The sequence below is a fragment of the Vibrio sp. R78045 genome, assembly GCF_042466085.1.
Classification (GTDB): Bacteria; Pseudomonadota; Gammaproteobacteria; order Enterobacterales; family Vibrionaceae; genus Vibrio; species Vibrio cyclitrophicus.
Map to the genome: position 1 here is coordinate 951,824 of NZ_JAXHBS010000013.1, position 17,024 is coordinate 968,847.

General features: G+C 43.2%; 17 protein-coding genes. 14 read left to right on the forward strand and 3 right to left on the reverse strand.

Annotation, left to right across the window (positions count from 1 at the left end; genetic code table 11):
• Window positions 1–236: 236 nt before the first annotated feature.
• From SJY39_RS14820 to norW, 4 genes are all read left to right on the forward strand, one after another.
• Entirely contained in the window at window positions 237–1,103 is an 867-nt protein-coding gene (locus tag SJY39_RS14820; protein WP_010432464.1) for a hypothetical protein, read from the forward strand.
• A gap of 289 nt (window positions 1,104–1,392) precedes the next feature.
• Complete coding sequence (locus SJY39_RS14825; RefSeq protein WP_010432463.1) at window positions 1,393–2,049, forward strand: nitroreductase family protein; 657 nt, start codon at window positions 1,393–1,395, stop codon at window positions 2,047–2,049.
• A 435-nt stretch (window positions 2,050–2,484) separates the two neighbouring features.
• Window positions 2,485–4,047, forward strand: a complete 1,563-nt coding sequence (norV, locus tag SJY39_RS14830) for an anaerobic nitric oxide reductase flavorubredoxin (protein ID WP_029189219.1) — start codon at window positions 2,485–2,487, stop codon at window positions 4,045–4,047.
• A 1-nt stretch (window position 4,048) separates the two neighbouring features.
• Window positions 4,049–5,197 (forward strand): NADH:flavorubredoxin reductase NorW, encoded by a 1,149-nt coding sequence (norW, locus tag SJY39_RS14835; RefSeq protein WP_016766900.1) that lies wholly within the window; start codon window positions 4,049–4,051, stop codon window positions 5,195–5,197.
• Window positions 5,198–5,311: 114 nt separating this feature from the next.
• Here norW and gltS read toward each other — a convergent pair whose 3' ends face one another.
• On the reverse strand, window positions 5,312–6,538 hold the full coding sequence (gltS, locus tag SJY39_RS14840; protein ID WP_010432457.1) for a sodium/glutamate symporter: 1,227 nt from the start codon (window positions 6,536–6,538) through the stop codon (window positions 5,312–5,314).
• A gap of 314 nt (window positions 6,539–6,852) precedes the next feature.
• Entirely contained in the window at window positions 6,853–7,209 is a 357-nt protein-coding gene (locus tag SJY39_RS14845) for a YibL family ribosome-associated protein (RefSeq protein ID WP_010432454.1), read from the reverse strand.
• 244 nt (window positions 7,210–7,453) lie between these two features.
• Between SJY39_RS14845 and SJY39_RS14850 the strand changes: the two genes are divergently transcribed.
• Window positions 7,454–8,275: a DUF4344 domain-containing metallopeptidase gene (locus SJY39_RS14850; RefSeq protein WP_010432449.1), complete on the forward strand. Its 822-nt coding sequence runs from the start codon at window positions 7,454–7,456 to the stop codon at window positions 8,273–8,275.
• 104 nt (window positions 8,276–8,379) lie between these two features.
• Here the strand turns inward: SJY39_RS14850 and SJY39_RS14855 are convergent, their stop codons facing one another.
• On the reverse strand, window positions 8,380–8,766 hold the full coding sequence (locus SJY39_RS14855; protein WP_010432446.1) for a tautomerase family protein: 387 nt from the start codon (window positions 8,764–8,766) through the stop codon (window positions 8,380–8,382).
• 323 nt (window positions 8,767–9,089) lie between these two features.
• On the opposite strand from SJY39_RS14855, the gene SJY39_RS14860 reads away from it, so the two are divergent.
• From SJY39_RS14860 to SJY39_RS14900, 9 genes are all read left to right on the forward strand, one after another.
• On the forward strand, window positions 9,090–9,710 hold the full coding sequence (locus SJY39_RS14860; protein WP_010432444.1) for an LON peptidase substrate-binding domain-containing protein: 621 nt from the start codon (window positions 9,090–9,092) through the stop codon (window positions 9,708–9,710).
• A gap of 110 nt (window positions 9,711–9,820) precedes the next feature.
• Window positions 9,821–10,468, forward strand: coding sequence for a sigma-70 family RNA polymerase sigma factor (locus SJY39_RS14865; RefSeq protein ID WP_010432441.1), 648 nt, complete (start codon window positions 9,821–9,823; stop codon window positions 10,466–10,468).
• Window positions 10,461–11,183, forward strand: a complete 723-nt coding sequence (locus SJY39_RS14870) for a ChrR family anti-sigma-E factor (protein WP_010432438.1) — start codon at window positions 10,461–10,463, stop codon at window positions 11,181–11,183. Before SJY39_RS14865 ends, SJY39_RS14870 begins: the two co-directional genes overlap by 8 nt.
• Before the next feature lie 175 nt (window positions 11,184–11,358).
• The gene (locus tag SJY39_RS14875; RefSeq protein WP_010432435.1) at window positions 11,359–12,306 is read left to right on the forward strand and encodes a DUF523 and DUF1722 domain-containing protein; all 948 of its coding nucleotides are present in this window, start codon (window positions 11,359–11,361) and stop codon (window positions 12,304–12,306) included.
• Window positions 12,303–13,733 carry a deoxyribodipyrimidine photo-lyase gene (gene phrB / locus SJY39_RS14880; protein ID WP_390242122.1) on the forward strand — a complete coding sequence of 477 codons (1,431 nt, stop codon included), beginning with the start codon at window positions 12,303–12,305 and terminating at the stop codon, window positions 13,731–13,733. Before SJY39_RS14875 ends, phrB begins: the two co-directional genes overlap by 4 nt.
• A gap of 14 nt (window positions 13,734–13,747) precedes the next feature.
• Entirely contained in the window at window positions 13,748–14,179 is a 432-nt protein-coding gene (locus tag SJY39_RS14885) for a nuclear transport factor 2 family protein (RefSeq protein ID WP_016766898.1), read from the forward strand.
• On the forward strand, window positions 14,179–14,910 hold the full coding sequence (locus SJY39_RS14890) for an SDR family NAD(P)-dependent oxidoreductase (RefSeq protein WP_010432430.1): 732 nt from the start codon (window positions 14,179–14,181) through the stop codon (window positions 14,908–14,910). Before SJY39_RS14885 ends, SJY39_RS14890 begins: the two co-directional genes overlap by 1 nt.
• A 2-nt stretch (window positions 14,911–14,912) precedes the next feature.
• The gene (locus SJY39_RS14895) at window positions 14,913–16,184 is read left to right on the forward strand and encodes an NAD(P)/FAD-dependent oxidoreductase (RefSeq protein WP_102421497.1); all 1,272 of its coding nucleotides are present in this window, start codon (window positions 14,913–14,915) and stop codon (window positions 16,182–16,184) included.
• A complete protein-coding gene (locus tag SJY39_RS14900; RefSeq protein WP_016766895.1) occupies window positions 16,181–16,987 on the forward strand; it encodes a DUF1365 domain-containing protein in 807 nt (268 codons plus the stop codon). Before SJY39_RS14895 ends, SJY39_RS14900 begins: the two co-directional genes overlap by 4 nt.
• The last annotated feature ends 37 nt before the right edge of the window (window positions 16,988–17,024 follow it).

A 17,024-nucleotide genomic window follows, 5' to 3' on the forward strand; every position in this document is an offset into this window, starting at 1 on the left:
ATCATGCTCAATACATATGCATCAGTACGAACCAAAAACTTGACTTTGTAATTTAATTACAAAAACAAAACCTAAGCTTCAAATGAAATGAGACATAGCGCACTATTAAAACTACAGGCCAGAGCGCTGCAGTGAACACTAGATGGATGTGATATGGTATTTAGCTACTCAAATGCTATTTATTTAATTCCCCTTCAACACCAACCAGCAGGTTGCTCTGCTATTTGAGAAAAACTATGCCAGAAAAAATCTCCACATCAGCACTCGCCAAACACAAAGGGGTGGAACCTAAAACTCTCTTCAGTGATCTAAAAAGTGCTGGCTATATAGTGCGATCGCAAGAACGTTGGGTGCTCACTGAGCGCGGTGAAAGTTTTGGAGGGGAATATGTAGAGCACAAAAAATTTGGTATCTTTATTGTATGGCCGGAGAATCTGCTCATCGACTTAGATTCATTCTCTGGTAAAACGCTAACCGCGACTCAGTTGGGCAACGCTTTTCAACTCAGCGCGAAGAAAATTAACCTGCTACTCAATGAGCTTGGTTGGATAACCAAAGAAGAAGATGGCTGGCATGTGACTTCTACGGGTTTAAAAGCCGGTGGTGAACAGAGAGAAGATAAAGCAACAAAAAACTTGTTTGTGGTGTGGCACGACTCTTTGGTGCGTAATAAGCGCTTAAAGCAATCTGTTGTCGAATTTTTAGGTCACGACGCCGAAAGCCATTCTACTGACGCTTCGTTTTCTAGCTTTCGTCAGAAGTTCGAAGCAAAACACCGAAGCTTGGACGGACACTATGTTAGGTCGAAAGGCGAGCTGATCATAGATAACTGGCTCTATATGGCAGGAGTAGTCCACGCCTACGAACGTCCACTCCCAATCGCAAAAGAAGTCATGAGCGATTTCTACCTGCCAACTGGCAAGGTGTACATTCAGTTCTGGGGAACGGATTATGGGTCAATAGATCAAGACCAGCGCATTGCCACTAAGAAAATTTACGAGGAGCATGGTTTTGGTTTAATCGAAATCTGCCCAGAAGATATTCCCAATCTCGACAAGGTATTACCGCCATTATTGCGTGAATATGGAATAAAGGCGTATTAAGTCACTGAAACTCGCACACTATAGCTAATCAAGATCACATTAATTCGCTTATTATGGACTTTAACTACCATAGTGATTTGATATGTTCGCTATTTTTCTCAAGCGACTCTTCTATTATCTTACCCCCATCGACTCGAGTTACTATAGTAATTCGGTATTTGGGGCATGTTCGATAGCCATTTAAACGACTTTATAAAAGGTTTCGATTTAACTGAGCTGTCCGTTTATTGTTGACGTCACTGAACATTAAACCCTACAACATTTATTCTTATAGATATTAGGAGCCAACATGACTCATCCAATCATCACAGATTTGAACACTCGCTACACTGCTAAAAAATACGATGCCGACAAACGTGTATCAGCAGAAGATATGGAAGTAATCAAAGAAGCTCTTCGCTTGTCAGCTTCTTCTATCAACTCTCAGCCTTGGAAGTTCATCATCATTGAGAGTGACGAAGCAAAACAGCGCTTCCACAATACTTTCGAAAACATGTTCCAGTTTAACCAACCACATGCGAAAGAAGCGTCACACACGATCTTGTTTGCTCACGACCCTAAGTACACTAAAGAAAAATTCGCAAAACGTGCTGACACAGAAGTCAGTTCTGGTCACCTACCCGCTGAAATGTACGAGCAGTTCTTAGGTGCTTACGCATTCGCTGAAATGAACACAGACGAAGAAGGCTTTAACGGCAATTGGACTAAATCTCAAGTTTACATCGCACTTGGTAATACACTGCACACGCTAGCTCGTCTTGGCATCGCTTCAACACCGATGGAAGGTGTAGACGCAAAAATGATTAGTGAAGAATTTGCCGATGAGTTAGATGGTCATGTTGTTGATGTTGCATTGGCGATTGGTTACCACAAAGATGGCGAAGATTATAACTACGGTAAACCAAAAGCGCGTCTAGCGGTTGATCAAGTTGTAACAACTCTCTAGTTGATACGAACAACCTTGCTAAATGAACCATTCATTTAGTTTAGTGTGAAAACCAATTTTAGCTTTAAAACCAATATTAGTTATAACGCCAATTTTAGTTATGACTACATTTAATATGCTTAAACGTACTGCCTTATATTTTGGCCAGACACTTGTCTGGCCTTTTTTGTATCTGCTACTGATTTTCCCAATCAACTAGTCATATTTATAGAGGCTCAGTTTCATCTATCTTTATCCATAAGCATGCCAATACCTAGAACAATTTCGCGCGAGTTAAAATGACACTGAAGGATTATTAAGACAACAAATATAAAAAAGTCATAATGACACAAATCCTTGCCAGGGTTAAATTAACCTAATTAAAAACAATCATTTAAAAACATGGCACACCAAATGCAATGATGAGATCAGATATTTAAATAAGGTATTATCATTATGACTATTCACGTTAAATCAAATGTTCATTGGGTCGGCGTCCACGATTGGGAAACCGAGCACTTCCACGGTAAGGAATACCACATGAACAAAGGTACGAGCTATAACTCATACCTGATCCGTGAAGAGAAGGCGGTGCTTGTCGATACTGTCGATCATCGCTTTACTGAACAATTCCTTGCAAACCTAGAGATGGAAATCGATATCAACGAGATCGACTACATCATTTGTCAGCATGCAGAAGAAGATCACTCAGGCGCCCTCTCTGCGCTACTGGCTAAAATTCCGAACACACCCGTCTACTGCACAGAAGCTGGTGTTAACTCTATTGTTGGCCATCACCACCAGCCTGACTGGAACTTCCGAACCGTTAAAACAGGCGACACGCTCGATGTCGGTAACGGTAAGCAACTCATCTTTGTTGAGATGAAAATGCTGCACTGGCCAGACTCAATGGCGACATACCTAACCGGTGATGAAATCCTGTTTAGTAACGATGCTTTCGGGCAACACTACTGCGACGAGAACCTATTCAATGACCAACTAGACCAAGTAGAGCTGCATGACCAATGTCTGCGTTACTTCTCAAACATCCTCACGCCTTTCGCGCCTTTGGTGAAAGCGAAGATAGAAGAAGTCTTGAGTTTAGGCGTGCCAATCGATGTTATTGCTACTTCTCATGGCTGTATTTGGCGTGACAACGCGACTCAAATCGTTGAGCAATATTACGAGTGGTCAAAAGCCTACAAAGAAGATCGTATCACCATTGTCTACGACACCATGTCCAATAACACTCGCATGATGGCAGATGCGATCGCAAAGGGTATTCGTAAAGGCAGCCCAGAAACAGCCATCAAAGTCTTCAATATCTCTAAGCACGATAAGAATGACATCCTTGCCAATATCTTCCGTTCAAAGGGCGTGCTTGTTGGATCATCGACCATGAACAATGTGATGATGCCGCAAATCGCCGCACTACTTGAAGAAGTACACGGCCTGCGCTTTGCAGAAAAAAGAGCCGCAGCATTTGGCTCTTCAGGGTGGACTGGCGGCGCAGTAAAACGCATCGATGCTCGCTTACGTGAAGCCAACTTCGAAGTGAGCGCACCTCAGCATATCCACTGGAAACCAGATACAGACGCACTTCGTCAATGTATTGATTATGGTATGACACTGGCCGAGGTTTGGCGTGTGAATCCAGACGAAGTCAGCGCACCAAAGCAAGTATCACGTAATGTGACACCGCTTGAAACCGCGCCTTCGCCAACGAGCACTCCAGTCGCACTCGATGACACAGACGAGCTGCAACTCGATCAGCAGCAATTCGATCAGCAACAACTCGTCGAAAAACAACTTGAGAAACAGCCCGAGCAAGTTCAAGGCCAGCCAAACCACAGCGCAGATTGCACTTGCTGGCGCTGCACTGTCTGTGAATGGGTGTACGACCCACAATTGGGCGAACCCTACCAAGGCGTTGAACCAGGAACACCTTGGGCACAAGTGCCGGATGACTTCCTTTGCCCAGAATGCCATTTAGGCAAAGAAGTGTTTGTGGAGAAGTAATATGGACAACATTGTTCTTGTGGGCGCTGGTTTCGCTGCTTTACAAACCATAAAGATGATCCGTAAAACTGACCCAAATATCGCTATTACAATAGTCACTGCTGATGCGGGTATTGAATACAGTAAGCCGAATCTTTCGCATGTATTCAGTCAAGCTCAAACACCTCAGCAACTTGCGATCAATACTGCTCAACAATTAGCTGAGCTGCATAACGTTGTCATTAAAACCAACGTTTGGGTAAACGAGATTAACACCGAGCAACAGTTTATTGTCGCTGGCGATGATATCATCCCATACTCAAAACTAGTGCTGGCAACCGGGGCAGCGCCTTTCATACCTGCTGCTGAGGGGTTGAGTGCTCAGGCAACGATTACTCTCAATAGCTTGGAAGAGTTCGAAAAACACAAAGCTCAGATCGACGCTGCGCAACGAATCACCGTTATCGGTGGCGGGCTCATTGGCGTCGAGTTAGCTTTCGACCTTCAAACTGCGGGGAAAAGTGTCACGGTCATTGAACCAGCAAGTTATCTATTAGGTAGTTTGGTACCACCTTTTATCTCCCTAGAACTGGAACGAGAGCTTCGTAAAGCCGGTGTGACAGTTGAGACGGATGCAATGGTAAGCCATGCCACCTATCTCGCTGACGGAGTAAGGTTACAAACGACCTCTTCTCGATTAATCAAAACCGATGTGGTCATCGCTGCAGCTGGGTTAATGCCAAATACAGCACTCGCGCAACAGACAGGAATGGCAGTGAACAGAGGTATCATCGTTGATGAAGCAATGAGAACTAACATCAAAAATGTCTATGCCATTGGGGATTGTGCTGAAATTCAAGGACGAGTAATGGCTTACCTGCAACCCGCGATATTAGCGGCCAACGTATTGGCGAAACAACTCACTACGGGTGAAGGAAAGCTAAGCTTGCCGCATATTATGACTAAAGTGAAAACGCCTAGTTATCCGATTCAGCTGGCAGGCCGTGATATTCAAACTGCTCAGAGTTGGGAGACTCGGTTTGATCCAAAAGGGATTGTCGCCAAAGGTTTTAATGAGGCAAACCAACTCGTCGGATTCATTGTCACAGGGGAACACACTAAAGCAGCATTTCCTCTGCTTAAAGAACTACAGACCAGTTCACCGACATAAGATAAAATCTATAAGCTCGGTATATGCTAGACAATAAAAAAGCCAGTCAATCGACTGGCTTTCTTGTATTCATCTTGGTGCGATTAGCTCATCGCATTTAAGCAAGGACGAACATTAACCGATAAACGAGATGTAACCTTGAAGGATGATCAGGTTAACGATATCGATAAAGAAGGCACCAACGATTGGCACAACCATGAAGGCTTGTGGCGACGGACCGAATCGGTTCACCAAAGAACCCATGTTCATTACCGCTGTTGGTGTTGCACCTAGGCCGAAACCACAGTGACCACCCGCCATAACCGCTGCGTCGTAGTTAGAACCCATTACTTTGAACGTCACAAAGTAAGAGAAGATACCCAACACCACAGCCTGAACCGCAAGGATAACCAAGAACGGAATCGCAAGGTCAAAGATGTTCCAAAGCTTAAGGCTCATTAGCGCCATAGCTAAGAACAGTGATAATGACACCGTGCCCAGAATATCGACCGTTTCGCTATCGGTTTTATGCAGCTTAGTGACTTCAAAAACATTTGTAATGAATACACCAATAAACAACGCATAAACGAAGTCAGGGATCATCAACCAAGAAATTTCAAAGGTCGCTACCCACTGCTCTAGGTATTTCGCGCCCGTGATACAGATAAGAAGAATGAACAATACTTCGATCACCTTCTTCGCGGTCACTTTGTCTTCTTCGTACTCATTGTAAGTAACGAGTTCAGGGAAGCGTTCGTGCGTTTGCGTGCCAGTACCGTATTCAGATTCAAGTTGGTTCTTATCAATCAACTTTTGGGCCACAGGGCTACCGATGATGCCGCCAATAATCAAACCAAAGGTGGCTGAAGCCATCGCAATTTCTAGAGTATTGGCAATACCGAATGTGTCTGAAAACGTCTGTGACCAAGCTGCACCGGTACCATGACCGCCAGATAGCGTAATAGAGCCTGCAATCAAGCCCATCAAAGGTTCAAGACCAAGGGCTGTGGCTAATGTCACACCTACACCATTTTGGATAATGATGTAAATCGAAGCGACCCCTAAGAACAGAAACACCTTTGCACCACCTTTCATCAACTGGGTGTAGTTAGCAGCAAGGCCAACAGTCGCAAAGAACATCAACATGAAGGTGTTCTGCAATGGCAAAGAGAACTCTAGGTCAACGCCGTTGAAGTGTAGGGCAGTAATAGCAAAAGCGACGATCAAACCGCCGACGATGGGCTCAGGGATATTGTACTTTTTGAGAACCGGTAGCTTTGCATTTACAAAATGACCTAGAAACAAAACGCTAATTGCGATTAGGAAAGATTCTAGTGGCCCTATTGAAATTAATTGATTCATATAACCTCTATTGTTTTGCGTGCTCATCTTCCCTAATGAGTCTGGTTTTGTCTGTAATTATGTGTGCTGCTCTACCTGTGCTATGAGAATGGGTAAGAAATTGTGGATGAGAAAACCAGCGCATTGCTGCGTTCACTCCGTACCATGTTAGTAGTACGTTAACTTTTAAGCAGAGAGCGACGGTTTTGTGATAACAATCAATCTCCAAAAGTATAAATCGACAGCAATGATACTGCTGCTCAATCTCTTTTTGAATACCTAAAAAAGCAAAAAGGAGCCATTGCTAGCTCCTTTTTTATTACCATTGCTGGTAATTAGAATTTTTTCGGGGCATACCCTGTCATAACCTCAATGCGAAGCTCTTTACCAATCTTCGTCATTGGGTGAACAATCACTAATCCTTTTACAGACTTTTTCAATTTGCCCATATCCGCTTGCTCAGCTTTTGTAATTTCACGGCTAAATGGCATATCAATCAGCGACTTACGCTCTTGATTCACATCGAAGCTTTCTTTGTGTTTAAGCTGGGCAATTTTCTTAGTTAGCTTCTTAATCTCATCTTCAAATTGACGAACAACAGGACGGTCATTACGAGTTTTAGCAGCCGCTAACTTGTTGCGACACTTGTCTAGACGGTTGTTAATTTGTTGAAGTTCGTTTTTAACACTCATAATAATTTCCTAAGATTAAACAAGCCAATTCGGATTGGGGCGCGGAGTATAGCACAAGGCTTTACCTGAACCGAAATTTATCTGACAAATAGCCAATCGAATCAAAGATAACCTAAACTGATTACCACTCGATAATCATTCTAGAATAGATTAACCCTCGATAAGTGATGTTTCACTCGTCTGTGCCACTCACCAAAAATCCAACGGCAAAAAGAACTTAGTGCCAACCACATAAGGATCTACGATGACATTCATTAAACTCGTGCAGAAACGAGCACTAACCTACAGCCTAGCCATTGGCTCTGTGTTCGCCACAACTTATGTGTCTAGTGAAACATCCCGTGTCAATACGCTACCTGATAACCTTATTGTTGAGTACTCGACACCTAAGACTGAGGCAGAACAACAGATCAAAAAAGAGATTCAACTTAGTGGCGTCAACGACACCGTGATTGACCTATCCAATCAGCTCTTCATGTTTAATAACCCATTAACCATTCAATATGGCAACGAAGACGGTCCACTCTACGATCCACAAACGCATCAAGTGCTCATCCCTTATAGCTTTTATGCTGAATCGTTAACTTACTTTGAAAAGAATCAGTACGAAAAAGAGTACGGGAAAACGGCACAAACTGGAGCTATCGATACCTTACTTCACACCCTACTGCACGAAGCTGGGCATGCTTACATAGAAGATCAAAAAATTGCTATTTTGGGGAAGGAAGAGGACGCCGTTGATAACCTCGCTACCATCATGTTGCTCAACTATGTAGAACACGGCGGAGATGCCGCAATTAGTGCCGCTGACATGTTTGCTTTCGAGTCAGAAGACCGTCCTGAATATTACGATTTAGGTGAATACATTGATGAACACAGCTTTGATCTCCAACGTTACTTCTCTACTCTGTGTTTAGTATATGGAAGCGACCCTGAAGCTTATAAAAACTTACTCGATGACGTGGAAAATGACTACCTAAAAAATAGAAAAGAGTTCTGCGTGGAGCACTTCGATGTGATTAACGCGAATTGGCATCAATATTTGAAAGAGAGTAGTGAGGGTTAGTTAAAGACCTAAAGAGACAAAAAGCCGAAAGTTCTACAAAAGAGTTAGAGTTAAGCGAGCGGCCTAGAAACCAATTCTGAAGCCGCTATCAAACAGGGTTAAATCTAGACTTTTACTTTATACTTAAGGTCTTGAGCCTCATCACCGGTCATTCCTCGGAATCCCCAACAGTGCGATGGCTGCTCTTTAATGGTGATTTCGATATCAATAGGAGAGATAGAGAGTTGCTTTTCTATTTCGGAGAATATTTTCTTAATCAGACGCTTTTTAGTATTTACCGCCCGACCTTCCATCATGTTGATTTCGATAACCGTGTATGCGTCGGTTCTACCCTCTGGGTAAAAGAAGTCATCCCTTTCCAACGGCACAAACCGATGGGCTCGCTTGTCATCGGGCAACCCCATCTCACTGTTTAAGCATTGCTGCAACACGTTAGATAGCTGCAACTTAATTGGATTTAAGCACTCTTTGATACCATAAATAACAATCATGACCATTCCTTTGATGTGATGTTAGGTAAAGAAGAACGTTAGATAGAAGGACCGCTTGGCTGCTATCCACTCGCTTACTATTTGTTCATATATTACCTAATGACGTCAATGAAAGAAGGTTAAATCAATGAATTTATGAACAGGTGCAACAAAAAACATAGGGTTCGATTTTTCACTCAGTCACTCCTCCGTGAGATATCGATCAGACCTCAGTAAAGTAGCTATTCTAGAAACGCTCAGAGGTACTCATTACAACAAATTGATCGAACACCAGAAATACCCCGTATATCTGTTCACATTAAATTTGAACTAAGGAGTACTATGTGCCGAACTCACTCAACAAGACCACACAGACAAAAGACGAATTAGAAACACCTGTAAAGTCTTCTCCAGAACTCGCCGTGTTTCCTCTCCCCATCTTTCTTTTGCCTGGAGGCCGACAAAGATTACGCATTTTTGAGCCTAAGTACCTTGCCATGGTCGCTCAAGCGGCACAGGGGGATGGTTTTATTCTCGCCACTCAAGACAATTCAAATTCAGAACACCATAGTTACTGGGGAACAAAAGTTTCTATTGTCGATTTCAATATGTCTGATGATCAAATTTTAGAAATCGATGTCGAGGGACAAGAGCTTGTCCAGCTTCATTCGTCTTTTCGTTCTCAAGACGGTTTAATTAAGAGTAGATTTAGTTCAATGCCTCACTGGCCTGAGCTTGAGTACAAAGTCCCTAATGTGGTAACAGCGTTCTTGGTGCAACTGTTTCGCGACCACGACTCAATCAGAAACCTCTACCCGACCCCTGATTTTGAGAGCTCACAATGGATATGCGCTCGGTTGCTTGAGATAATGCCTATCCCTATAGAAAAGAAAACAAAATTCACTGAGCCAACCAGCTTTCCATCACTAGTTCCTTTTTTGAATCAAATCATTACGGGGCAATAAACACTTTTATTCACTATAATTTTGTATAGTAGAAATTATTTTAATTAAAAGTGATCCCTCTCCTCTTTAACCACGTAATGCCAATCAAATTCGAACAGCGGTAATTTGCTATGCAAGTGGAAAGCAGAAGTTTAGGGATAGGCAAGGAGCAAGTCATTATTCCCGACAATAACTCACCTACCAACAACAAAGTACCTACAGAGCTCTCAAGCTGGCTAATTTTGGTTGGTACAGACCGAGACAAGCAGGCTTTTACCTGTTTGTTCAAATTCTTCGCTCCGAAGATAAAACGTTTTGGCATTAACAAGTTAGGTAGCGAAGCCGCGGCTAACGAGCTAGTTCAAGACACTATGACCAATGTGTGGAAGAAAGCACATCTTTACAACCAAGAGAAAGGTGCAGCGACCACTTGGGTTTACACCGTGATGCGAAATGCTGCCTTCGACATGTTGAGAAAGGTCAAAGCAAAAGCAGAACAAACGATCGCCGACGACATTTGGCCAATTGATGCGATGGTGGCCGAGTCTCAGAATGAAGAATTGCCTTTTGGTGATCATTTGATGAGTCGTCACGTAATGACTCAAATTGAGAAGCTGCCTCTAGCTCAAAAAACGATTGTCAAAGGTGTGTATTTTCAGGAGCTATCTCAAGAACAGCTCGCACAACAACTCGGCGTTCCACTCGGAACAGTGAAATCGCGACTAAGACTCGCTTTAGCCAAACTCAAGGTTCACATGGGGGACCAAAGTCATGATTAAACATCATCCAAACGCAGCAATGTTGAAAGACTTTGTCGATGGCACTCTAGCCGATTCAGTTTCCTTGATCGTATCCAGCCACGTTGAACTGTGTGAACACTGCCAGCAACAAGTAAATCAATTGACCGCAGAAGCGGCAAATAATGTTTTTGATGCAGAAGAATCGGGTCAACGCGTGTTGTCAGAAGATCAATCATTCTCTAACGAAGAAATAGATTTGGATATAGAAAAATTCCTGTCCGAAAATAGTGATTTTGATTTCGAAGCTATAGCGCAGATAACATCCGATCCATCTCAATCAGTTGAGGTGACACCTGAACTGCAGAAAGTAACCATCGCCGACACCACGTTCACTATTCCAAGAGCATTGAGTTCGGTGACAAGAAAAGATTGGATGAATTTAGGAAAAATTTCGCGAGCGAGATTGGATTTTGATGACGAGGCACACCACACGAGTTTGTTACACATCGACAAAGATGGAAAGGTACCTTGCCACACTCATAAGGGCTTCGAGATCACACTACTTTTAGAAGGTAGCTTCGAAGATGAAATGGGCGTCTACAACAAAGGTGATTTCATCTGGTTGGACGGTAATCATACTCATCAACCAGCGACCAAAGAAGGTTGTGTTTGTTTGACTGTTTCGAGTGATGCGCTTTACTTCACAAAAGGTGTAAGCCAGTTATTCAATCCACTCGGCAGGTATATCTATTAATCCAGTTGCACGCTATAAATATACAGGATGGCATTAAGCCATCCTGTAAATCGTTAATATCACTGGATTAAAACATCGACAATATTGAGACTTGAAAACAACTTGGCTCAGTAAGTACGATTAGCAATGTTGAAATATAATAAATAGCTCAGAGCAAGAGCAAAGGAGTTGGCCAATGGAAAAGAAAATTAAAATAGGTATCAGCGCATGTGTTGCAGGACACAAAGTACGCTTCGATACTGGTCATAAACGCTCTCGTTTTTGTACAGATGATCTTGCAGATTATGTTGAGTTAGAACCTGTATGCCCAGAAATGGCAATCGGCCTTCCAACGCCTCGTCCTACTATTCGCCAAACAAGAATGTTAGATGACGTCATCCATGTTTCTCGTCCTGATGGTTCAGGCGATGTGACCAACGAACTTATCGAGTTCGGACAAAACTACTCGAAGGCCAATCAGCACATTGCTGGTTTCATTGTTTGCCAAAAAAGTCCTACCTGCGGTATGGAGCGAGTAAAGATTTATCACCACCACGGTCGCGGTTCTGAATCGACAGGTGTCGGCATGTTCACCCAACAAATCATGGATGGTAACCCTTTACTTCCTGTTGAAGAGAATGGCCGCCTCAACGACCCAATTCTACGTGAAAACTTCATGACACGAGTTTTCACTTATCAAAAGTGGCTGGATCTTGTCGACGAGGGCGTTACCAAACACAAATTGATTCAATTCCACAGTGCGCACAAGTATTTGGTGATGTGTCACCACGTTGAAGGGTACAAGAGCCTTGGCAAATTGCTAGCTGGCAATGAACTTGAAATTGATGAATTAGCAAACCAATACATTGAAGGGTTGATGACCGCATTATCTCATCACGCGAATCGCGGTAGCCACGCTAATACTTTGCATCACTTGCAAGGTTACTTTAAAAAACAGCTGAGCAGCGCTCACAAACAAGAACTCACCAATCAAATTTCATCATTCAGAGAAGGGCTAGTTCCTCTGTTAGTCCCATTAACCTTGATTAACCACTACTTGATGGAATACCCAAACGAGTACTTAGAATCACAGGTTTACCTGAACCCTCATCCACAAGAACTTAAACTGAGATACGGATATTGAGCGACATTCTATGGATAAGACGAGATCTGCGGATTCACGATAACCCAGCGCTCGTCGCGGCGGTTGAAAACGGTGTAACTAACGCCGTTTTCATCTCAACCCCGCAACAATGGCAACAACATGATCTCGCACCAATAAAAGCTGATTTTATTTATCGCCATCTCAAGCAACTTGAATTGCAGCTTGCTGAATTTGGGATAACTTTGCTGCATCTGAAAGCGACCGACTTTGACGACCAAGCCGCACAACTCACTCGTTTATACAATGAGCTCGATGCCAAGTGTGTTTACACTAACTCTGAGCCTGAAGTAGACGAGCAGTTACGTGACAAACGTTTAATCGCTAGCGGTATCAAACTGAAAATGACCGACTGCGACACCATTCTTCCCTTGGGCAGTGTTTTGAATAAACAAGGCGAGATGTTCAAAGTTTTCACGCCATTCAAAAACGCCTGGTTAAAAGAAGTGCAAGTCAAAGGGATCCAGTGTAGCCCAGCTCCAATCATACAAGCAGAGCCTACACAGACCGAGCGTCTTAACACCCAGTTGTCTGGCGATCTTACTCCTCATAAGCTTTCTGATGAGTACGACTTTGACTTTCCGCGTGTTGATTCAGATCGTTGGCCACTAAGCCAAGATGTACTAAATAGCGTGATCCCAAACTTCTTAGCCAACAAAGTTAACGACTATGGCAAATTTAGAGACATTCCTTCGATCAAAGGAACCTCTGGCCTGTCGCCATACTTAACGATTGGTGCGGTCAGTCCGCGCTGGCTAGCGATTCAGCTGATTCAACAACAGCCCGATTTGTTGTTTGATACTCAACTGCCCGCTTTTTCTTGGCTCAATGAATTGATTTGGCGAGATTTTTACAAGCATTTAATGTTCCACCATCCTAGACTGGTTAAAGGTGCTAACTTTCAACAGAAATATAATGGCTTAGATTGGTATCAAGATCACCCAAGTTTCAAAGCTTGGTGTGAAGGTAAAACTGGCTATCCATTGGTTGATGCGGCAATGCGTCAATTGGTTGAGACAGGTTGGATGCACAACAGATTGAGAATGGTGGTGGCGAGCTTCCTTACCAAACACCTGTTGATTGACTGGCGCTGGGGAGAGAGATTTTTTATGTCGCACCTTATCGATGGCGATTTTAGTGCGAACAACGGTGGCTGGCAGTGGGCTTCGAGCACTGGTTGTGATGCTCAACCTTACTTTCGAATTTTCAATCCAATCACGCAAAGCGAAAAGTTTGATCCAAAAGGAATTTTTATTCGTAAGTACATACCAGAGATGCAAAAAATTCCGGATAAGCATGTGCACTTCCCGCATGACTACATCAAGAAAAACGGAATAAACAGTGAATACTGGCAACCCATCGTTGAACACAAAGAAGCACGATTGAGAGCCTTAGCCTTTTTCAAATAATTAGAGTGTAGATTATGGATAACTCTCTCTGGCTTAATAACTTTCTCAACATGTATCAAGAACTCGGAACAGACAGTTTCGACATACTAAGAACGGTTTATCACTCTGATGTCGAATTCCAAGATCCGCTGCATCACGTCAGCGGAATTGATGAACTAACCCATTATTTTGAGAACATTTATACACAAGTGACAAGCTGTAACTTTCATATCGAGCACGCCTTTGAGGCAAATAATGAAGCGTCAGTATATTGGACCATGCAGTTTTCTCACAAACAGCTGAACGGTCAAAAACCAATCGAAGTGCAAGGGCACAGCCACCTGAAAATGCTCGACGATCAAGTGGTCTATCACAGAGACTATCTCGACGTTGGCGCTATGCTATATGAACATATCCCAGTGTTAGGCTGCGCGATCAAATCCATCAAGAAAAGAGCGAGCCGCTAATGCGTATTATGATTACTGGCGCGACCTCAGGTATCGGCCAATCACTGTCCAAGGACTATGCCCAGCAAGGACATCAAGTCATCGCTTGCGGACGTAGCGCGGAAAAGTTACAGGCTCTCGTTGATTCTCACGAGACAGACCTGTCCCATCCGTCAATTACGCCACTCTGTTTTGATTTAACTGATTACCATAATTTCCCAGAACTCAACCAAAATGAACCTCTCGACCTGTTGATTTTGAACGCCGGAGATTGTGAATACATTGATGACCCAATTAACTTTGATGCCGAGCTATTCGAACGTGTTATCAATATTAATCTGATATCAATCGGTTATGCGCTTAAGTCGTGGTTAAAAAACATTAAGCCTGGTGGTCGCTTGGTACTAGTCAGCTCAAGCGCCAGTTTTCTCCCTCTACCCAGAGCAGAAGCTTATGGCGCTTCAAAGGCGGCACTGACGTATTTAGGAAGAACCCTGTCAGTTGACCTAGCAAAACACAATATTCATGTCTCAATTGTGCATCCAGGCTTTGTTGAGACACCACTTACCGAGCGAAACTCTTTCTCTATGCCTATGATTATTAGTAGCGAAGCTGCAACTCAGAGAATTGTAAAAGGTATTGCTCAAGGAAAGAGTGAAATTGATTTCCCAAGACGATTCATTATGTTGATGAAGCTACTCAGAATGCTTCCAACTTCAGTTTGGCAAAAACTCGCTTCAAGGATGGTATAACAATGAAGAAAATCGCCATTATAGGTTCAGGTATTTCTGGACTGACTTGCGCACACATATTAGATAAACACCACGACGTAACGGTATTCGAAAAAAATGACTACGTCGGTGGTCACACCGCCACGGTTGATATTGAACATCAAGGCACGGCGTTTTCAATAGATACTGGTTTCATCGTTTTTAACGACAGAACCTATCCAAACTTTAACCAACTGCTTAAGCAGTTAGGCATAGAAAGACAACCAACCGAGATGAGCTTTAGCGTCCATAACACGACGACTAAGTTTGAATACAACGGCCACAGCATTAATTCGTTATTCGCTCAAAGAAGCAACATTTTCAAACCTCAGTTCTGGTCTTTAGTCTCCGACATTCTAAAGTTCAACAAGCTGTGTAAAGCTCAGTTCGAAAGTAACAAATTCACGCCTGATGTAACCCTTGGCACTTTCCTACGCGATAACCAGTTTTCAGATTTTTTCAGCCAGCACTATATTCTTCCAATGGGTGCCGCTATTTGGTCCACAAGCTTAAAAGAGATGGAAGAATTTGAGCTTAAGTTCTTCATTCAATTTTTCTATAACCACGGACTATTAGATATCGCGAATCGCCCTCAGTGGTATGTGATTCCTAAGGGTTCTCGCTCTTATGTGGAAATTATCCTTTCACGCTTGAGCAAACCCGTCGCTTTGAACACATCGATTAAGCAAGTGACTCGCCAAGAAACAGGTATAACGATTGAATTCGAAGATGGCGGCACTCAAAATTTCGACGAAGTGATATTTGCATGTCACTCAGATCAAGCGCTACATTTACTCGGCGATGCGACAGAGCAAGAACAACAGGTTCTAGGGGAGATCCCATACAGCCGTAACGAAGTAGTTCTGCACACAGATACTCGCTTATTGCCAGACAGAAAACTGGCTTGGGCAAGTTGGAACTACATGTTGGATGGCGACAGTAAAAGGCCAGCCTGTGTCACTTACAACATGAACATTCTGCAAGGTATCGAAAGTCAAGACACCTTCTGTGTCACCTTGAATCAAAGCGAAGCCATCGACCCAGAAAAAATCATTCGCAGCTTTGTTTATCATCACCCGGTACTGAACTCGAACACGGTAGAAGCTCAGCACAAGCGCGAACAGATCTGTGGCAAAAACCAGACTCACTTCGCCGGCGCGTACTGGTATAACGGGTTCCACGAAGATGGTGTCCACAGTGCTCTCGATGTAACCAAACGCTTTGGCTTAGATTTGAGCACGAGTTCAACACTATGAACACTCACACCTTAACACCCGAAATGGGCATCGCATCCGAAAAGAGTGAAGAGCTCAGCGGTATCTATTGGGGTAATGTCAGACATCGCCGTTTTGGTGATATCACACACGAGTTTAGCTACCAGCTTTACATGATGGGGTTAGATCTTGACGAATTGCCCCAAACCACAGCGCGCAGTCCGCTGTTTGGGACTCAGTGGTACAACCTGATTCGCTTTGTCGAATCGGATTATCTCGCTGAAAAAAAAGAAAATCTCACGAATGATGAACCAAAATCACTCAAGCAACGTATAGCCTCCAAAGTACAACAACTTGGTGGAGTTTGGTCAGATTCAAACCGTGTAACGATGTTAGCCCAGTGCCGTTGTCTAGGTATCTATTTCAGTCCAATCAACTGTTTTTTCTGTTATGACGATACTGGCGATTGCAAATACATGTTGGCCGAAGTGAGTAATACACCATGGCGACAACGACATTATTACCTCATCGACATGCATCAAGAATTAAAAGTTAAGAAAGAGTTTCACGTTTCGCCGTTCATGGATTTAGACATGACTTACTTTTGGAAAATTAAGCCACCCGCGAAACGGACATTAGTACATATCGAAAGCCGCCGAGACGATAAGCTTTTCGATGCAACACTAGCACTGACGAAACAGTCAGTAACGAAGAAAAATATTAGACGGACGTTATTAAAAGTTCCGGCAATGACGATAAAGATCGTGATGGGAATTTATTATCAGGCTCTCAAACTATTCCTGAAAAAGGTACCGTTTATAGCGCACCCAGATTCAACATCTTAAGCGCTTAAAAAGCAATTAAATGACAACAAGGCAATTA